The organism is Flavobacterium sp. CR10, from assembly GCF_055814415.1.
In genome coordinates this window covers 3,020,793-3,040,031 of sequence record NZ_CP185985.1, presented here as the reverse complement: position 1 = coordinate 3,040,031, position 19,239 = coordinate 3,020,793, and the positions used below count along the sequence as shown (strand labels likewise).

Annotated in this window: 21 protein-coding genes; 14 read left to right on the top strand and 7 right to left on the bottom strand. The window is 33.4% G+C overall.

The window, feature by feature from the left end:
• Positions 1-47 precede the first annotated feature (47 nt).
• From argC to ACNRYB_RS13495, 3 genes are all read right to left on the bottom strand, one after another.
• Complete coding sequence (argC, locus tag ACNRYB_RS13505; RefSeq protein WP_129746919.1) at positions 48-1,025, bottom strand: N-acetyl-gamma-glutamyl-phosphate reductase; 978 nt, start codon at positions 1,023-1,025, stop codon at positions 48-50.
• Positions 1,018-2,211: an argininosuccinate synthase gene (locus ACNRYB_RS13500; RefSeq protein WP_073409232.1), complete on the bottom strand. Its 1,194-nt coding sequence runs from the start codon at positions 2,209-2,211 to the stop codon at positions 1,018-1,020. Before ACNRYB_RS13500 ends, argC begins: the two co-directional genes overlap by 8 nt.
• Before the next feature lie 64 nt (positions 2,212-2,275).
• A complete protein-coding gene (locus ACNRYB_RS13495; RefSeq protein WP_129746920.1) occupies positions 2,276-2,911 on the bottom strand; it encodes a GNAT family N-acetyltransferase in 636 nt (211 codons plus the stop codon).
• Between the two features lie 201 nt (positions 2,912-3,112).
• Between ACNRYB_RS13495 and ACNRYB_RS13490 the strand changes: the two genes are divergently transcribed.
• Entirely contained in the window at positions 3,113-3,280 is a 168-nt protein-coding gene (locus tag ACNRYB_RS13490) for a hypothetical protein (protein ID WP_165352442.1), read from the top strand.
• A 172-nt stretch (positions 3,281-3,452) separates the two neighbouring features.
• Here the strand turns inward: ACNRYB_RS13490 and ACNRYB_RS13485 are convergent, their stop codons facing one another.
• Positions 3,453-5,720, bottom strand: coding sequence for a M1 family metallopeptidase (locus ACNRYB_RS13485; protein WP_129746921.1), 2,268 nt, complete (start codon positions 5,718-5,720; stop codon positions 3,453-3,455).
• A 186-nt stretch (positions 5,721-5,906) separates the two neighbouring features.
• On the opposite strand from ACNRYB_RS13485, the gene ACNRYB_RS13480 reads away from it, so the two are divergent.
• The 3 genes from ACNRYB_RS13480 to ACNRYB_RS13470 all read left to right on the top strand — a co-directional run bounded on the left by ACNRYB_RS13480 (position 5,907) and on the right by ACNRYB_RS13470 (position 7,980).
• The gene (locus ACNRYB_RS13480) at positions 5,907-6,758 is read left to right on the top strand and encodes an aldose 1-epimerase family protein (protein WP_473727548.1); all 852 of its coding nucleotides are present in this window, start codon (positions 5,907-5,909) and stop codon (positions 6,756-6,758) included.
• 9 nt (positions 6,759-6,767) lie between these two features.
• The gene (locus ACNRYB_RS13475) at positions 6,768-7,316 is read left to right on the top strand and encodes a GNAT family N-acetyltransferase (RefSeq protein ID WP_129746923.1); all 549 of its coding nucleotides are present in this window, start codon (positions 6,768-6,770) and stop codon (positions 7,314-7,316) included.
• A 109-nt stretch (positions 7,317-7,425) separates the two neighbouring features.
• Complete coding sequence (locus ACNRYB_RS13470) at positions 7,426-7,980, top strand: DUF3575 domain-containing protein (protein WP_129746924.1); 555 nt, start codon at positions 7,426-7,428, stop codon at positions 7,978-7,980.
• Between the two features lie 3 nt (positions 7,981-7,983).
• Here the strand turns inward: ACNRYB_RS13470 and ACNRYB_RS13465 are convergent, their stop codons facing one another.
• Together ACNRYB_RS13465 and ACNRYB_RS13460 are read right to left on the bottom strand one after the other, a co-directional pair.
• Positions 7,984-8,208: a VF530 family protein gene (locus ACNRYB_RS13465; protein ID WP_111369699.1), complete on the bottom strand. Its 225-nt coding sequence runs from the start codon at positions 8,206-8,208 to the stop codon at positions 7,984-7,986.
• A 108-nt stretch (positions 8,209-8,316) separates the two neighbouring features.
• A complete protein-coding gene (locus ACNRYB_RS13460; protein WP_242502523.1) occupies positions 8,317-8,928 on the bottom strand; it encodes a hypothetical protein in 612 nt (203 codons plus the stop codon).
• Between the two features lie 169 nt (positions 8,929-9,097).
• Here ACNRYB_RS13460 and smpB point away from each other — a divergent pair, with 169 nt between their 5' ends.
• The 3 genes from smpB (at position 9,098) to ACNRYB_RS13445 (ending at position 11,407) form a co-directional block, all read left to right on the top strand.
• A complete protein-coding gene (smpB, locus tag ACNRYB_RS13455; RefSeq protein WP_008463103.1) occupies positions 9,098-9,553 on the top strand; it encodes an SsrA-binding protein SmpB in 456 nt (151 codons plus the stop codon).
• A gap of 81 nt (positions 9,554-9,634) precedes the next feature.
• Positions 9,635-10,273 carry a putative periplasmic lipoprotein gene (locus tag ACNRYB_RS13450; protein WP_473727547.1) on the top strand — a complete coding sequence of 213 codons (639 nt, stop codon included), beginning with the start codon at positions 9,635-9,637 and terminating at the stop codon, positions 10,271-10,273.
• A gap of 84 nt (positions 10,274-10,357) precedes the next feature.
• Complete coding sequence (locus tag ACNRYB_RS13445; protein WP_473727546.1) at positions 10,358-11,407, top strand: Fic family protein; 1,050 nt, start codon at positions 10,358-10,360, stop codon at positions 11,405-11,407.
• Positions 11,408-11,435: 28 nt separating this feature from the next.
• Here the strand turns inward: ACNRYB_RS13445 and ACNRYB_RS13440 are convergent, their stop codons facing one another.
• The gene (locus ACNRYB_RS13440; RefSeq protein ID WP_012025429.1) at positions 11,436-12,077 is read right to left on the bottom strand and encodes a protein-L-isoaspartate(D-aspartate) O-methyltransferase; all 642 of its coding nucleotides are present in this window, start codon (positions 12,075-12,077) and stop codon (positions 11,436-11,438) included.
• A gap of 298 nt (positions 12,078-12,375) precedes the next feature.
• Here ACNRYB_RS13440 and ACNRYB_RS13435 point away from each other — a divergent pair, with 298 nt between their 5' ends.
• From ACNRYB_RS13435 to ACNRYB_RS13405, 7 genes are all read left to right on the top strand, one after another.
• Positions 12,376-13,341: a Gfo/Idh/MocA family protein gene (locus tag ACNRYB_RS13435; protein WP_129749096.1), complete on the top strand. Its 966-nt coding sequence runs from the start codon at positions 12,376-12,378 to the stop codon at positions 13,339-13,341.
• 92 nt (positions 13,342-13,433) lie between these two features.
• Positions 13,434-14,321, top strand: coding sequence for a 3-hydroxyacyl-CoA dehydrogenase family protein (locus ACNRYB_RS13430; RefSeq protein WP_066035008.1), 888 nt, complete (start codon positions 13,434-13,436; stop codon positions 14,319-14,321).
• A gap of 11 nt (positions 14,322-14,332) precedes the next feature.
• Positions 14,333-14,992 (top strand): YggS family pyridoxal phosphate-dependent enzyme, encoded by a 660-nt coding sequence (locus ACNRYB_RS13425; RefSeq protein WP_473727545.1) that lies wholly within the window; start codon positions 14,333-14,335, stop codon positions 14,990-14,992.
• A gap of 76 nt (positions 14,993-15,068) precedes the next feature.
• The gene (locus ACNRYB_RS13420) at positions 15,069-16,430 is read left to right on the top strand and encodes an exonuclease domain-containing protein (RefSeq protein ID WP_343705990.1); all 1,362 of its coding nucleotides are present in this window, start codon (positions 15,069-15,071) and stop codon (positions 16,428-16,430) included.
• Between the two features lie 30 nt (positions 16,431-16,460).
• Positions 16,461-17,300, top strand: a complete 840-nt coding sequence (locus tag ACNRYB_RS13415) for an ion transporter (protein WP_473727544.1) — start codon at positions 16,461-16,463, stop codon at positions 17,298-17,300.
• Positions 17,301-17,451: 151 nt separating this feature from the next.
• Positions 17,452-18,372 carry a tRNA (adenosine(37)-N6)-dimethylallyltransferase MiaA gene (gene miaA, locus ACNRYB_RS13410; protein WP_473727543.1) on the top strand — a complete coding sequence of 307 codons (921 nt, stop codon included), beginning with the start codon at positions 17,452-17,454 and terminating at the stop codon, positions 18,370-18,372.
• An 82-nt stretch (positions 18,373-18,454) separates the two neighbouring features.
• The gene (locus tag ACNRYB_RS13405) at positions 18,455-19,201 is read left to right on the top strand and encodes an acyl-[acyl-carrier-protein] thioesterase (RefSeq protein ID WP_473727542.1); all 747 of its coding nucleotides are present in this window, start codon (positions 18,455-18,457) and stop codon (positions 19,199-19,201) included.
• The last annotated feature ends 38 nt before the right edge of the window (positions 19,202-19,239 follow it).

Here is a 19,239-nt window from a genome sequence, read left to right as displayed (position 1 = left end):
AAACTTGATGTTTCCATAAACTATAAACCAACAACAATCAACTATTATTAAAATCCGCTTGGTTTCAAATGTAAACCTGTGGTTTCTTCTAATCCGAACATTAAATTCATATTTTGAATCGCTTGTCCTGAAGCACCTTTGGTTAAGTTATCGATAATTGATGTTATGAGAACCCGGTTTCCTTTTTTCAATAAACTAATAATACATTTATTCGTTTGCACCACTTGTTTCATGTTGATGTTGGTTGTAGTAACGGTTACGAAAGGCTCGTTTTTATAGAATTCTTCGTATTTAGCAACCAATTGCTCCAAACTATCATCGCAAACTGTATATAAGGTTGCAAAAATTCCCCTTGGAAAATCTCCTCTGTTCGGAATAAAAAGCAATTCGCTATCAAAATCATCCTGCAATTGCACCAAACTTTCTGAAATTTCACCTAAATGCTGGTGTTCAAAAGCTTTGTAATGTGACATATTATTGTTTCTCCAACTGAAATGAGAAGTTTCTGAAAGACCTACTCCTGCTCCTGTACTTCCTGTTGTTGCATTGATATGAACATCATTATTCAGCAAATTATGTTTTGCTAAAGGCAATAAAGCCAACTGAATAGCCGTTGCGAAACAACCCGGATTTGCGATATAATTTGCTTTTTTGATTTCAGCTTTATTGATTTCAGGCAATCCGTAAACAAAGTCTTTTCCTTCGAAATGAGCATCTTTATTCAGTCTGAAATCATTTCCTAAATCAATAATCTTAGTATGACTTGCAAACTGATTTTCTTTCAAAAATGAAATCGATTTTCCGTGACCTAAACACAAGAAAACAACATTCACATTCGGATTGATTTCGGCTGTGAAATTCATTTCGATATCGCCCATCAAATCGTGGTGCGCTACAGAAAGCGGTTTTCCAGCGTTTGTTGTACTGTAAACAAAATCAATGTTTACTTTTGGATGATACATTAAAATTCTGATGAGTTCTCCAGCCGTGTAGCCCGAACCACCAATAATTCCGACATTAATCATGATCTAATTTGTTTACAGATGAGAATATGTTTTGTGCATTTCCTAAAATCTTGATAAATCCTTTTGCATCGTCTGATGTCCAAGCATTGTTCATTTCACCATATTGACCGAAACCTGTATTCATTAAATCATTTTCAGATTCGATTCCGTCCAATGAGAAATGGTATGGTTTTAATGAAACTGTAACCGTTCCATTCACAGTTTTTTGAGTGTCTTGCAAGAAAGTTTCAATGTTTCTCATAACCGGATCCAAGAATTGTCCTTCGTGGAATAACATTCCGTACCAATTTCCTAATTGTTCTTTCCAGTATTGTTGCCATTTTCCAAGAGTGTGTTTCTCTAATAAATGGTGCGCTTTGATGATAATTAACGGCGCAGCAGCTTCAAAACCAACTCTTCCTTTAATTCCGATGATAGTATCCCCAACGTGAATATCTCTACCAATTGCGTAAGCACTTGCCAGTTTTTCAAGAGCCACAATATTATTTGACGGTTTATCTGTTTTTCCGTTTAAGCCAACTAATTCTCCTTGTTCAAAATGAAGCGTTACTTTTTCTTCGCCTTCTTTTTGCAATTGCGAAGGATAAGCTTCACTTGGCAATGGCTGACTTGAAGTTAAAGTTTCTTTTCCTCCAACACTTGTTCCCCAAAGTCCTTTATTGATAGAATATTGCGCTTTTTCCCAAGAATAATGAACTCCGTTTTGAGCCAAATAATCAACTTCTTCTTGTCTTGATAATTTTAAATCTCTAATTGGAGTAATAATTTCGATTTCTGGAGCAATAGTTTGGAAAATCAAATCAAAACGAATTTGGTCGTTTCCTGCACCAGTACTTCCGTGAGCGATTGCAGTTGCTCCTACTTTTTTAGCATATTTTATAGCTTCAATTGCTTGAAAAACACGCTCTGCACTTACTGATAATGGATAAGTATTGTTTTTTAATACGTTTCCGAAAATCAAGTATTTGATAGCTTTATCGTAATATTTGTCTAAGATTGTAAGGTTTGCGTGTTGCGCACTTCCTAACTCGTAAGCTCTTTTTTCAATAGCTGTTAATTCTTCAGCAGAAAATCCTCCTGTGTCTACAAGAACAGTGTGAACTTCGTATCCTTTTTCATTTTTTAAATATTTCAAACAATACGAGGTATCTAATCCTCCGCTATAAGCTAATACTACTTTTTTCATTTTTTATAATTTAGGCTAATACTTTCGTATGTAGCAGTTTGAGATTTTTTCTAATTAATTTGACTTAAACAAACAATGCCAATATTTTATTCAAGAATAAAGCTTGTTTAATTTTTTTAAGTCTGTTTAAAACAGCCTCGTTAAAAGGATGTCTTGGTGGTGTTTTTTGTTTTTCTTTTGGATCGTACAACATTCCTGTACAAAGGCACATTTTGTTTTCTTTGCTTTGTAAAATCGGGAAGTTAGTACAAGTTTTACAGCCAGCCCAGAAGCTAGGATCAGTTGTCAATTCTGAGAAAGGAACTGGTTTATAACCTAGTTCAGAATTTATCTTCATTACAGCCAAACCTGTTGTAATTCCAAATATTTTAGCGTCTGGAAATCTTTTCAAAGAATAATCAAAAACTTTCGATTTTATCTTTTTTGCCAAACCATGACTTCTATAATCTGGATGTACAATTAATCCAGAATGCGCAACAAATTTTCCGTGCTGCCAGCTTTCTATGTAACAAAAACCTGCAAACTTTCCATCAGCCAAAGCAATCATTGCATCACCGTTTGCCATTTTTTTCTGAATGTACTCAGGAGTTCTTTTAGCAATCCCCGTACCTCTTAATAAGGCAGACGATTCTATCGTATCGCAGATTTCTTGCGCATATTTGAAGTGTTCTTCCTGGGTAACAACAATAGAGATCTTCATTTCAATTATTGAAGTTAGAGTTAAAAATTAAAGCATATTGATTCGTTTGAAATCCAGAATTGAATCCAATAAAATTAAGCAAAAAAGAAGTAACACCTTCAAAATCAAAACATTGATTAAGAAAATTTACAAAATAATAAATACTTTTAGGATATGTTTGTCCAATGGACAAATTATGTGATTTCAAAATGAAAAATGGGTATGAATAAATATACGGCTATAAAACTCAGTGAACACTATAGAGCTAGTGTCCGTACTTCGGGAGAAGTAATCGGTGAGTTTGTCCGTGACAAAGAAGTTATATGTAAACTTATTTTATTCATCGGTGCAAAAGTACATCTTTTTTTTATTCACAAAACAAAAAATTAAATTTCTAACATTTTTTTTACGTTTTGTGTTTTTTAAAGATATTAAGGTACTGAGGTTCCAAGACTTTACTTTTTAACTTGAATGAACCCGAAACCTGAAACTTAAGACAAAAGAAAAAACCCGACAGTTAAAATAACTATCGGGCTTTAAAATTCTTTTTATTATTTCTAAATTACTTTCTAGTAAAAGGTATTATTTGACCGTTTGAAAGTATCAAATCGAAACCGTTTTTAGCATCGTTAAATTTAAGTTTCAAACCAGCTCTCGCAGATTCAAAAGTATCTTTTTCGTTTGCAACAGGCTCTAATGCAAACTTAGGATAGTTTGGAAGTTCTGCATTTAAAACACTATTTTTCTCTGTCAATTCAATTGTCAAAGGCGATTTTGACGTAACATAGTTACCAACAAAAGGATCTAAAATAAGATCTTTTTCTATCTTACCTTTTCCCGCTGTCCAAACATTATTAGACGTATTATTGTCTGGAAAAGCATGATCTGGATCTAAAGTAATACTTTCGATTTCCTCAGTCGAATTATGTTTGAAAGACCAAGAATTATTTCTTTGCCAAATTTCTACTGGTAAATTAACTCTTGTCACTTTTCCGTTTTTTGTTTTCACATCTAAAACAATTGGCATTGGCATTTTATCAAAATTTTCAACTGTGATTACAGCACCTTTTGCAGGATCATTTTTTACATATTTTACTGAATTAACGCCTTGATCAAAACGCCAGTTGTTTACGTACCAGCTTCTCCAGAACCAGCTTAAGTCTTCTCCTGCCACATTTTCCATAGATCTAAAGAAATCATCTGGCTGCGGATGTTTGTATGCCCAACGCTGAATATAAGTTCTAAAAGCAGTATCAAAACGTTCTTTTCCTAAAATTTGCTCTCTTAAAATCACTAAACCTGCGCTTGGTTTAAAGTAGCATAACATACCAATATTAGCTTCTTTCATGTTATCAGGAGAACTCATAATCGTTTCTAAATCAGGTCTAGTAAACGGTTCTGCCATATCATGCAAATTTGTTGGTTCTTCTTTATATTCACCATTGTTAAATGCAGCAGTACTTAAAGAATTTATGAATGTATTAAATCCTTCATCCATCCAAGCAAATAATCTTTCGTTTGACCCCACAATCATTGGGAACCAAATATGCCCAAATTCATGATCTGTTACTCCCCAAAGATCTTGTCCTTTAGATTTCCATCCACAGAAAACAATTCCTGGGTATTCCATTCCTCCTTCATTTCCCGCAACGTTTGTAGCTGCTGGATAAGGATATTCAAACCATTGTTTAGAATAATGCTCAATTGACGCTTTTACATATTCTGTAGAACGCCCATAAGCGCCTTGACCTGCACTTTCAACAGGATAAGCAGATAATGCCAATGATTTTTTACCGCTTGGAAGGTTAATTTTTGCTCCATCTAAGATGAAAGCTGGAGACGACGCCCAAGAAAAATCACGCGCATTTTTAATTTTATAATGCCATGTTTTTTCTGTTCCTGAGTTACTATTTGCTGTTGCATTAACCTCTTGCTCAGAACGAATTGTTACTGTTTTATCACTGTTTGCAGCATCTTTATATCTTTTTAATTGCTCAGCAGAAAATACTTCCTGACCATTTAACAATTCTCCAGAAGCTACAACATAATGATTTCCTGGAACTGTAAGTTTTACATCAAAATCACCATACTCTAAATAAAATTCAGAAGCACCTAAATATGGAGCTGTATTCCAACCTCGCACATCATCGTACACACACATACGTGGGTACCACTGCGCAATTGTAAATATTTTTCCGTTTTTTGTTTCTAGAACTCCCATTCTGTCTGATCCTTCAAAAGGCGCAATAAATGAGAATTCAATTTTAACCTTTACAGAACCTCCTTTTGAAGCCAATGCTTGAGGAAGAAAAATCTGCATTCTGGTATCTGTAACTATATATTTAGCATCAACTTCTGTCTTGTTTTTTCCTCCAGAAATTATCTTAACAGATTTAATTTTATTTCCGCCATCAAAAACTTGTCCTTGAGCTCCGTTACGGCTTCCTGTTAAAGGCACAACAGCATTTCCTCTAGAATCGTCTTTAAATAAGTTCTGATCTAAATTCAGCCAAAGAAATGATAATTTTTCTGGACTATTATTAGTATAAGTGATTTCATCTGTTCCTACAATCTCGTTTGTAGTTGCATTTAATTTTGCCGTAATCTGATAATCGGCTCTATTCTGCCAGTACTCTACTCCTGGTTCACCGCTTGCAGTGCGGGTTGAAGTACCATTTTTAGTGTAAAAATGAGGTCCAAAGGCATCATGATAATTGTAATTGTTTACTGGATTTGCTGCTGGTGCTGACGAAGTTTGCTGCGCCCATACTGAAGAAATCCCAAAAAATAAAGCCGCGGTTAAAATGGCTTTTGCAGATTGCTTTTTCATATTTTTTAGCTGTTTATGTAGCAAATTAATGAAAAAAAAAGCTATTTACAGAGAAATTTCAAAACATAAATTTAATTTTAGCATAATTTTATCAATAAAATAATTTAAGCCTTTTTCTTAAAAAACTAAAATTTATAAAATATATTTACATCTCTATAAAAGACATCCACTTTACATTTAACAACTGTGACGACAACAATCTCAAATTCAACACTAAAAGCTTCCATAAAACATGCTGGAGCCGAATTATTTTCTATAAAAGACAATCAAAACAATGAATACATATGGGAAGGGAATCCAGATTTTTGGGGTAAGCATTCGCCAGTACTTTTTCCGATTGTAGGAACTTTAAAAAACAACACCTATACAATCAATGAAAAAGAATACCATTTGCCTCGACACGGATTTGCTCGTGACATGGATTTTGAATTGATCGAAAAAACTGAAAGTAAAGCTGTTTTTTCTCTTAAATCTTCAGAAGAAACATTGCAGAAATATCCTTTTGAATTTGAACTGCAACTTATTTATACGCTTAATAAAAATTCTTTGGAGCTTGAATATAAAGTAATTAATAAAGGAAAAGAAAAAATGCCTTTTTCAATTGGAGCGCATCCTGCAATTGCGCTTCAAGGAAATTTTGAAAATTATGCATTCCAATTTGAAAAAGACGAGAATTTAAAATATTACCTTCTTGAAAACGATTTGATTTCTTCTAAAACTAAAATTTTAGAAACAAAAAACCATTTGGTTCCTTTAAATTATGAGCTCTTCAAAAATGATGCTTTAATTTTCAAAACATTAGAATCAAAATCTTTAACTATTCTTTATAACTCAAAACCTTATGTAAAAGTTGCTTTTAACGATTTTCCAAGTTTAGGGATTTGGACAAAAGAAAATGCACCTTTTGTATGCATCGAACCTTGGCTTGGTTATTCTGATACTGATGGAAATTCAGGCAATTTATATGAAAAAGAAGGAATTTTGATCTTGGATGAAAAGAAAGAATTCTCCGCAAAATTTAGTATTACTACGTTATAACAAAACAAAATGTTAGATTTTAACTTTACTCCATTTCCAATAATAGAAACTGAGCGTTTAATTTTAGATCGAGTTACAGATAAAGACGTTCAAGAAGTTTTTGAATTGCGCTCTAATCCTGAAACAATGAAATATATACCAAGACCATTGGTAAAAGATCACGAAGACGCTCTCGAACATATCAGAATGATTGATGAAAAAATCGACACCAATATTGGAATAAATTGGGGAATTAGATTTAAGGATGATTCAAAATTACTTGGAATCGTAGGGTTTTACAGAATGCAACCCGAAAATTATCGTGCTGAAATAGGCTATATCCTTTCTCCTAATCATCATGGAAAAGGAATTGTCCCAGAAGCTGTAAATCGGTTAATAACATTTGGTTTTGAAGACTTAAAATTGCATTCGATAGAAGCCGTAATTGATCCCGAAAATTATGCATCAGAAAAGGTATTGCAAAAATGCGGTTTTGTTAAAGAAGCACATCTGAGAGAAGTAGAATTTTGGGACGGAAAATTTTTAGACAAGGTAATTTATTCATTATTAGAAAAATAACACTTTATACTTGTTAAAACATCATTATAGATAATAATTCTTAAGCATTATACTTTATATTTGCGCTCAAAATTAGCAAACAGCTGTTTTTGAATTCCAAACAATATTTATGAAAAAAATATCCGCCCTACTTGTTCTTTTATTTTGTACCCAATTACAAAGCCAGACATTTGTAAAATTTAACGGAGCAACTGCTCTAATATTAGTCCCAAATATTGGAATAGAAACCAGTATTGGAGAAAAAACCACTTTTAGTGCTGATGTAATGGCTTCTTTCTGGGAATCCTTTAACGGAAATAACCCGATGAAATTTGTCACTGTTACTCCTGAGATTCGTTATCATTTTAAAGAAAAGTACAATGGCTTTTATGCTGGAGCTCATATTGGTGCCGATAAATATAAATTACAAAAATGGAATTATTGGGATACTAATAAGTACGAAGATGGTTTTGGCTATAGAATTGGAGCTACAGTTGGTTACAATTTAAAACTAAGTGATAAATTTTTACTTGACTTTTTTGTTGGCGGCGGATGGCACCAAGGATTTTACAAAGGATACTATAACGACGGAACTCCTGGAAGATATGAAAAAGCACCTCATTGGAATAAAAGTGGAGAATGGCTTCCGTACCGTGGAGGTGTAATGATTTCGTATAAATTATAAAACTCAGCTTAATTTAGGAAGTGTTTTAATATAAAGTTCTTCTACTTTTTTACGAGCCCAATCTGTTTTTCTTAAAAAAGTAAGACTTGATTTTACACTCGGATTTGAATTAAAACATTTAATCGGGATTAATTCTCCTAAAGTATCAAATCCATAATAATCGACTAGAGTTTCGACAATTTTTTGAAGTGTGATTCCGTGTAAAGGATCTTTGGATTGATTTTGCATCTTATACTTTTTAAATACTATCAAAAAGACCGTACTTCAAAAAAGTACGGTCTTCTTTTTTCGCAAAATTACTAAATAGAATTTTACATTAATCAAATAAAGAATAAATTAGAATATGAATTTAAATCCAACAGAAACAGGAGAAGTCAAGTTTGGATTACTTCCTGCTAATGCTGTATTGTAAAATGGGTCAACATTAGCTACATGCGCTAAACCAAAATTGGTCACTGTTGTTTTTTCCCCATCTTTAGCTTTAAGTGTTGTAGAAGTAAAATTAGCCAAATCATAAGAAAATTCTACAGAGAAGTTTTTAGTAACAAAATAATCTAACCCTCCAGATACTGATAATCCAACTTGATTAACTTTTAACTCACTTTCTTTCTCTTTTCCAGTAATAACAGGAATTGCTGCCTGTCCGCAGAAATATAACGAACCTGCTATATTCCAATATTTTCTAATTAAAGGCTGAACAACAATTAAATCTGTCTTTGCTGCTGTACCCGCGTCTGTCTCGGCTTTGATATTAATATATCCAATACCTGCCCCAACAGCAACTGACGGAGTAACAAATGTACCTACAACTGGAATTACAGATAAATTTGTATTTTTATTACCTTCATTTTTAGTCTGTTGATAACCAAATTGAGAAGTTGCAAACCAAGCGCCTTTTAATCCTTGAGACGAATCTTGAGCTTTTGCAGTTAAACCGATTAATACCATACTCACTAATGTTACAATCTTTTTTATTTTATTTTATTTTTTAATTACTGGACAAACTTAGCAGTAAGCTTTTTTCTTAAGACTGACTAAAATCATGGAATTAAAAAAAAAACTTCAATTACCTTTAACTGCCTCATTTTTTTTTCAATTTTGTCTTACATTTGCAATCATGATAAAGTCAGTTAACATACTTAACAAAAGAGCCCGATTCGATTATGAAATAATCGACACTTATACTGCTGGAATTGTTTTGGCGGGAACAGAAATTAAATCTATACGTTTAGGGAAAGCAAACATTACCGAAAGCTTCTGTGAGTTTAGCGGAATGGAACTTTTTGCCATTAATACTTATATTGAAGAGTATTCTTTTGGAAATCAATTCAATCATAAATCAAGAAGTGAAAGAAAACTACTTTTAAACAAAAAAGAATTAAAAACACTTCATAAAAATGTTCAGGCAAAAGGTTTAACTATAATACCTTTAAAACTTTTTACAAACGAAAAAGGTTTAGCCAAACTACAGATTGGGCTTTGTAAAGGGAAAAAGAACTATGACAAACGTGAATCTCTAAAAGAACAAGATACCAAACGTGATTTGGACCGTATTAAAAAAGCTTATAATTAAAAGCAAATTTAATTTTCTCTAAATGATATATTTATAACATTTTATTGTTATTTTTATTACAAAATAATATAACTGTAAAATATGAAAAAGTACTTCGTTTTGTTTTTCGCTATTGCGGCGTTTACAGGTTGTGGCAGTAATACTTCTATTGTAAATAGCTGGAGAGATCCTGATGTAACAATCACTCAGGAACAATTCAAAAAGGTTTTGGTTGTAGCTTTGGTCAAGGATGAAGCCTCGAGACGAATTACAGAAAACAGAATTGCAGCGGCCAATCCGATATTCAAAACTTCATATCAATATTTAAACGCAACTTCTCAATTAACGCAAGAACAAAAACTAAAGGTTTTGCAAGATGAGAACTTTGATGGAGTAATCAGTATGCGTTTAGTGAGCAAAGAAAAAGAAGTTAATTATGTTCCTGGCACTTACACCGGAATGTATTATGGAGGATTTGACGGGATGTATACTGGAATGTATGGATATGGTTTTGGAAACTGGTACGGAATGTATTCTCCAAACTTTTATGATCCAGGCTATTATCAGGAAACTACTTCTTACATGGTAGAAACTAACGTTTTTTCATTAAAGCAAAACAAATTAATCTGGACAGGAACTACAGAATCACAATACGTTACAGATTTAGGACAAACAGTTAATGCAATTATGCAAGCTGTAGTGAAAGAAATGAGAAAAGACGGCTCTCTGCCTCCAAAATAATTATAGAAAAAAGCGGTGTATAAACATCGTTTTTCTTTTGATTTAAAAATTGACTAAAATTGTCAAGACTAAAATTTTCATTAAATGAAATCCTTATTAAAAAACGCCAGAGAACAGAAAGGCTTAAAAACCCGTGAATTGGCTCAACTTGCCGGAATTGATCAAGCCTTAATCAGTAAATTTGAATCTGGAACACGAAAACCGACCAAAGATCAAATTATTAAACTTTCTCAACTTTTAGAAATTGATTATGAAACTTTAATGATTGCTTGGCTTAAAGAAAAGATTCTTTATGAAATTGGGGATGACGAACTTGCCTTAAAAGCATTAAAAGTTGCTGAAGACGAAATCAAATACAATAAAACGGTTTCAAATCTTAAATTATCTACTTCTTTAGAAAAAATCTTAAAAGAAATTGATGCCTTAAAAGAAAAACTAGATTCTTATCGCCAGTATGACAGCTTTAAAATAAAACAAACTTTAGAATTGGAATATACTTTTGAAAGCAATCGAATTGAAGGAAATACAATGACACTTCGTGAAACAGATATGGTAATCAATGAAGGTTTGACGATTTCCGGAAAAAGCATGCGGGAACATCTTGAAGCTATAAATCATCAGGAAGCAATTGGCTTCATTAAAGATTTAATAAATAAAAACAACTCTTTAAACGAACGAGATCTTTTATCTATTCATAATCTAATTTTACGCGGAATTATTCCGGAAGATGCAGGACGTTACAGAAAAGTTCAAGTTATGATTCAGGGAAGTAGTCACATGCCTCCACAACCTTTAATGGTTTCAAAGGAAATGGAACAATATTTTGTTTGGTATGAAATCAATAAAAACAAACTACATCCTATTATTTTAGCCGCAGAAATGCATGAGCGTTTAATTACAATTCATCCTTTTATTGATGGAAACGGAAGAACTTCAAGATTAATAATGAATTTAATTCTGATGCAAAAAGGTTATCCAATAGCCAATATTAAAGGAGATTATGAAACAAGAATCCAATATTACCAGTCTTTAGAAATTGCTCAAACCCAAAAAGACAAAGAAGATTTTTTTCTGTTTATAGCGCAAAAAGAAAAAGAAAGTCTGGAAAGATATATTTCAATTCTTACCCAATAAAAAAGCCCGTTCAAAACGGGCTTTCTCATTAATTTTTATCTTCTAATAAAGGAACAAATCGAAACTCTCCAAACTCATGTTTTTCAAATTGAGTTTCGTTTTTCCTGATTAACAATGTCATAATCTGAACATCTTCTCCCAACGGAATAACAAGCCTTCCTCCTATTTTTAATTGTGCCATTAATGGCTGCGGAATAAACGGCGCCCCTGCGGTAACAATAATACTGTCAAATGGTGCAAAATTTGGCAATCCTTTATATCCATCTCCAAAAGTAACGTGTTTGGGGCGAATGTTTAATTTCGGAAACAAATTCGATGTCGTTTTAAACAATTCACTTTGTCTTTCAACTGTATATACTTTAGCGCCAAGCATAAACAAAACAGCAGTTTGATAACCAGATCCAGTCCCGATTTCTAAAATTTTATGATCCTTTTTAACTTCAAGCAATTGTGACTGAAAAGCTACTGTATAAGGCTGAGAAATGGTTTGTCCTGCACCAATCGGAAAAGCTTTATCCTGATAAGCGAAATCTTCAAAACTAGAATTCAAAAAAAGGTGTCTCGGGATTTTTTTTATCGCATCCAGAACAGCTCTATCAGTAATTCCTTTTTGCTCTAAAGTGGTTACTAATTGATTACGAAGTCCTTGATGTTTGGCAGTGTCTTTCAAAATAGGTAGGTTTTATTTTCGCAAAAATAAGAAACAAAACAGGATTTCAAATATTGATTTTTAAATAATAAAGTGTAAAGTCAAAAGTCGAAAGTCAAAAGATCACTATCTGTCGAGTTAAGTGGAGCCCAAGCCCTTCCACTTCGTTCAGGGTGACAAACTATAAAATTAAAAGGAGCAATCAACTGCAAACTTCAAACGACCAACAACCAATAACTAACAACCAACAACCAATAATTCGATAAATTCATTTTCACGTTAAACAAATAAATTATATTTTTGTTTAAAATACATTCTCATGTTAAAAGTAGGAGTTTTAGGTGCTGGTCATCTTGGTAAAATACATTTACGCTTATTACAACAATCTGACAAATACGAATTAGTTGGATTTTACGACGAAAATCAAGAAAATGCCGAAAGAATCTCAAAAGAGTTTGGCTATAAAAATTTCAGCACAATTGCAAAACTTATTCACGCTGTTGACGTGATTGACATTGTCACTCCGACCCTTTCACACTACAAATGCGCTAAGGTTGCCATAAAATCAGGAAAACATATCTTTATCGAAAAACCAATTGCCAATACAGTTGAAGAAGCTGAAGAAATTATTGCTTTGGCCAAAGAACATAACGTAAAAGGTCAAGTAGGTCACGTAGAGCGTTTTAATCCTGCTTTTATCGCTACTAAGGAAATGATCGAAAATCCGATGTTTATAGAAACGCATCGTTTAGCAGAATTTAACCCTCGCGGTACAGATGTTCCTGTAGTTTTGGATTTAATGATTCACGATATCGACGCTATTTTAAGTGTTGTAAAATCTAAAGTAAAAAGCATCAATGCAAGTGGTGTTTCGGTTATCAGCGAAACTCCGGATATTGCCAACGCCAGAATCGAATTCGAAAATGGCTGTGTTGCTAATTTAACGGCAAGTAGAATTTCAATGAAAAACATGCGTAAATCACGCTTCTTTCAAAAAGACGCCTACATTTCTGTTGACTTTTTAGAGAAAAAATGTGAAGTGGTTCGTATGAAAGACGCACCAGAAGTTCCTGGAGATTTTGATATGATTCTTCAAAATGCTGAAGGTGTAAAAAAACAAATCTATTTCACTAATCCAGATGTTGAGCAAAACAACGCCATTTTAGACGAATTAAATTCGTTTGCAGATGCTATCAATAACGATTCAACTCCAGTTGTAACACTTGAGCAGGCAACAGATGCATTACGCGTGGCTTATCAAATTATTGATTGTTTCAAAAAATAGTTTTAAAAAGAGTAAATCAAAATAAATAGCCACGAATTCACGAATTATTTGGTGAATTCGTGGCTAAATCATAAAAAAATATCTAGCATAAAATGAAAACAATAGCTGTAATTGGAGCAGGAACAATGGGTAACGGAATTGCTCATACTTTTGCGCAAAGCGGATTTACCGTAAAATTAATCGATGTTTCTGAAAAATCATTAGATAAAGGAATGGCAACAATTGCTGCCAACTTAGACCGTATGTTGTCTAAAGGAACTATCACTCAGGAAGATGTTGCCAAAACCATTACCAATATTATTACTTATACAGATTTAAAAGACGGAGTTGTTGGCGTTGATTTAGTCGTTGAGGCCGCAACTGAAAACGTTGAATTAAAACTGAACATCTTCAAACAATTAAACGAATACTGTTCGCACAATACTATTTTAGCAACTAATACATCTTCGATCTCAATTACACAAATTGGAGCTGTTGTAGCACATCCAGAACGCGTTATCGGAATGCACTTTATGAATCCGGTGCCGATTATGAAATTAGTTGAAATCATCCGCGGATACAATACAAGCGATGAAGTAACTAAGATCATCATGGATTTATCTGAAAAATTAGGGAAAGTCCCTGTAGAAGTAAATGATTATCCAGGTTTTGTGGCAAACAGAATTTTAATGCCAATGTTAAACGAAGCAATTGAAACATTATACAATGGTGTTGCTGGAGTTTATGAAATTGACACCGTAATGAAATTAGGAATGGGGCACCCGATGGGGCCACTTCAATTAGCTGATTTTATTGGTCTTGATGTTTGCTTAGCCATTCTAAATGTAATGTATGACGGATTCAAAAATCCTAAATATGCTCCTTGCCCACTTTTAGTAAATATGGTTAGAGCTGGAAAACTTGGAGTAAAATCTGGCGAAGGTTTTTACGATTATAGCGAAAGCAAAAAAGCAGAGAAAATCTCGAAGCAGTTTTTATAAAAAAAAATACCATGTCGATTCAATCGAATTTAAATACGATCAAAGCAATTTTACCTGAACATGTTACTCTTGTAGCCGTTTCAAAAACAAAACCTGTCTCAGATTTGATGCAGGCTTATGAAGCTGGACAACGCATTTTTGGAGAAAACAAAATTCAGGAAATGACTGAAAAATGGGAGCAAATGCCAAAAGATATCCAATGGCATATGATTGGTCACGTTCAGTCCAATAAAGTCAAATTTATGGCGCCTTATGTGACTTTAATTCACGGCGTTGACAGTTTGAAGTTATTACAGGAAATCAACAAACAAGCTTTAAAAAACAACAGAATAATAGATTGTCTTCTTCAAATTTACATTGCGGAAGAAGAATCTAAATTTGGTTTGGACGAAAATGAATTAAATGAACTTTTAACTTCTGCAGAGTTTAAAGAATTGAAAAATATTCGTATCTTAGGTTTAATGGGAATGGCCACTTTCACTGAAGACCAAAACCAGATTAAAAAAGAATTTACCCATTTAAAAAACATTTTTGATTCGATAAAAGATCCGAAGACTGAAAATTGCAGTCTGAGCACGATATCAATGGGAATGTCTGGAGATTATCAATTGGCAATAGAATGCGGAAGCACAATGGTTCGCATTGGAAGTAGCATTTTTGGAGGAAGATAATTTCAAAGCCAAGACTGTAAAGCGTATAACTATACATTTCTACAGCAAACCGAATACTAAAAACTGAACACTTAATTTGTACGCAATACTTGACATAGAAACCACTGGGGGACAATTTAATGAAGAGGGAATTACCGAAATCGCTATCTACAAATTTGATGGGCATGAAGTAGTTGATCAATTCATCAGCCTTGTCAATCCTGAAATTCCGATTCAGCCTTTCGTAGTAAAACTGACTGGAATTAATAATGCTATGTTGCGTTCTGCTCCAAAATTCTACGAAGTTGCGAAACGAATTATAGAAATCACTCAAGATTGCGTCATTGTAGCTCACAACGCCTCTTTCGACTATAGAATCCTGCGTACAGAATTCAGACGTTTAGGTTACGATTTCGAAGCTAAAACACTTTGTACAGTAGAATTAGCCAAAAAACTAATTCCAGAACAACCATCTTACAGTTTAGGAAAACTAGTCCGTTCACTCGGAATTCCTATGGCCGACAGACATCGCGCGAGTGGAGACGCAATGGCAACGACAAAGCTTTTCAAAATGCTTTTGGAAAAAGATGTCGAAAAAACCATCGTAAAAGATTTTATAAAACTCGAAGTAGAAAAAGGTATTTCTCCGAAATTCTTGGATATATTAAATCAAATGCCAGCTAAAACAGGCGTTTATTATATCTACAAAGAAGATGGGACATTAATTTACATTGGCAAAAGCCAAAATATCAAAAAAAGAGTCAATCAGCATTTTACGGGAGTTACAACCAAAAGCAAACGAATTCAGGCGGAAGTTTTTACTATTACTTACGACGAAACTGGAAGCGAATTAATCGCACTTTTAAAAGAAAGCCAAGAGGTTAAAGTAAATCGTCCACGATACAATCGTTCGCAGAAAAAAACAGTTTTTCCTGTCGCGTTATATGCCGAAAAAGATTCAAATGGCTATATCAATTTAAAACTTGAAAAAGCAGACGGACGTAAAAAAGAAATCACTTCTTATGTTTCTTTGCAAGAAGGCAAAAATGCGCTTTTTAAGATTACGGCAAAATATCATTTGTGCCAAAAACTAACAGGTTTATACCAAACCAAAAAAGAGTGTTTTCAATATAAAATTAAAGAATGTGACGGAGCATGCATTGGCGAAATCACTCCAGAAGTTTATAATTTGAGGGTACAGCAATTCATCTCAGAAAACAGTTTTGAAAACAAAAGCATGGTTCTTATTGACAGAGGAAGAAATGTAAACGAAAGAAGTGCCATTTTAATCGAAAACGGAACTTATATAGGTTATGCTTATTACGATCTTAATTATCAAATCACGAATATCGATATCTTAAAAAATATTCTGGTTCCGATGCAGCATAATCGAGATGTAAAGAATATCATTCAGAGTTATATCCGCAAAAGCAAATCATTAAAAATACTTCATTTTTAACAAATCGAAACTTTCATTATCTTTAAGGATATGAAAAACAGAAAATCACAATACGAAATCTTCAGAGAAAAAGTCAAAATCGTACTATATGGCACAAACACCATTTTAGGACGAATGTTCGATTTAGTATTGCTGGGTTTAATCTTACTGAGCGTTCTTCTTATAATGTTGGATACTGTTGAAGGCGTAAGCTCTAAATATCACCAACAATTATTGATATGTGAATGGATAATTACAATATTCTTTACCATCGAATATGCATTGAGAATTATCTCCATACAAAAACCCGTCAAATACATTTTCAGTTTTTATGGAATCATCGATTTGCTGGCTGTTTTACCAATGTATTTGTCTATATTTTTTCCAGGAGCAAGTATTCTATCAATAGTAAGAGCCTTACGTTTCCTTCGACTTTTCAAAATTTTGCATATTCCGCAGATTAACCATCAATCCCTGCAATTAAAAGAAGCCATAGAAGCCAGTAAAGAAAAAATTTTGGTTTTCATTTATTTTGTTCTCGTTAGTACCGTAATCATTGGTACTATTATGTATTTAGTCGAAGGCAAAGAATCAGGATTTACCAGCATTCCAATGGCAATTTACTGGACAATTGTAACCTTAACAACAGTAGGCTACGGAGACATTTCGCCACAAACTCCGCTAGGACAGTTTATTGCGGCACTTGTAATGATTTTAGGTTATGGCATCATTGCTGTCCCAACTGGAATCGTAACTGCCGAATTTGCCAAAAGCAGTCTAAAAAACAATTCAGTAAGCGGTAAAAAAACATGCAAGAAATGCCAGTCCCAAGTCCATTTTGACAACGCTAAATATTGTTATGAATGCGGAACCGAACTGCCAAATAATTAATTTTAGAAGCTAATCCAGCTGTACATTCCAACTCCTCCTTATATTTGTATTTTTTTAAGGCATAAAAGGAGCTTCCGCTGGTCGCTCTTTTATACAAAAAAATTCAACAAATATAAGTCCGGGGTTTCCATTTCCATCTGGGCTAAAAAATATGAAATACCTAATTACCATTGTCGGACCAACAGCCATAGGCAAAACAGCCTTGAGTATTGCTTTGGCACAACATTTTAAATGCGAAATCGTTTCTTGTGACAGCCGTCAGTTTTTCAAGGAAATGACAATCGGAACCGCAGTTCCAAGCCAAGAAGAATTAAATTCAGCCAAACATCATTTTATTCAAAACAAATCTATTTTTGAAAATTATACCGTTGGCGATTATGAAAAAGAAGCTTTAGCAAAAATCGAAGAATTATTTCAAAGCAATGATTTCGTAATTCTTATTGGAGGCTCAGGATTATATGTCGATGCTATTTTAAAAGGATTCGACGAATTTCCAGAAATCGATCCAAGCGTTCGTTTCGAAGTAAATTCTAATTATGAAAAACTTGGAATAGAATATCTTCAAGAACAACTGAAAAATTTAGATCCAGAATATTATCAAAAAATAACAGCTGAAAATCCGCAGACATTGCAAAACCCACAACGAATGATGCGTTTTGTAGAAGTTTGCATTGGTTCTCAAAAACCATATTCTTCTTTTTTAAATCTAAAGAAAAACAACCGAAACTTCACTCCTATTTTAATTGGTTTAGACGCCGATAGAGAAATCATTTATAGCCGAATCAACCAGCGCGTTGATATCATGATGAACGAAGGATTATTAAAAGAAGCCGAAGCTCTTTATCCTAACAAAGCGTTAAATGCGCTTCAAACGGTCGGTTATAGAGAATTATTTACTTATTTTGACGGAGAATTCACTTTGCCTTTTGCAATAGAAGAAATCAAAAAGAACACCAGAAGATTCTCTAAAAGACAATTAACGTGGTTCAAACGAAACGAAAACACCAAATGGTTTGATTACGCAACAGATAGAAAAGAAATTATAAATTACATAGAAAATCTTCTAAAGTAAAATAAAGTCTTTCCTCTTTCATCTTTGCTCTATTTTCCGCAGGAAAAATCTAAAATCAACAATCTAAAATCTAAAATTAAAAATGCCAATATCTCCCAACTTCACATCAGTTTTAAGCAAAGACTGGGAAATCAATTTCACGCAATGTACGCCAAACGGCTATTTGAAATATACCGATTTATGCAATCTTTTACAATTAACCGCTGCTGCACATTCTGAAGTCGGCGGAATCAGTTTTTCTGATATGCAAGAATTTGACCAAGCATGGGTTTTAAGCCGAATGCGCGTTGAAATTACAGCATTACCAAAATGGCAAGATGTTGTAACAGTAAAAACATGGATTAACAGTTTAGAAAATTCACGTTCTGTCCGTGCCTTGGAAATGTATGTAAACGGAAAAAAGATCGTGGGAAGCGAAACCTATTGGGCCGTTTTCAATACCAAAGCACGTCGTCCAGAAGCTTTAGCATTGCCTTTTGAACATTTCGAATTATTTCCAGAAAAAAGAGCAACAGAAGAAGGATTTTCAAAAATCAATATCAATCATGAAAAAGAAGCCGTTTTTGAAAAAACAGTATATTTATCCGATTTAGATATTGTAAATCACGTAAATAACGTAAAATACTTGGAATGGTGCCTTGATCATGTTGATCCAAAACGGATCATGAAACAAGAAGTTAAAAGCTTTGAAATGAATTTTATGAAAGAGCTTTCCCTCAATGATAATGTTGTAATTCACGAAAGTGAAGATGATGATCATACAACCGCAACTTTCAGCATTACAAAAAGTGAAAAAACGTGTTTTGCTTTGGAATTGCATTGGAAATAACTTTTCTTTAATCTCACAATACTATCCACAATATTGTC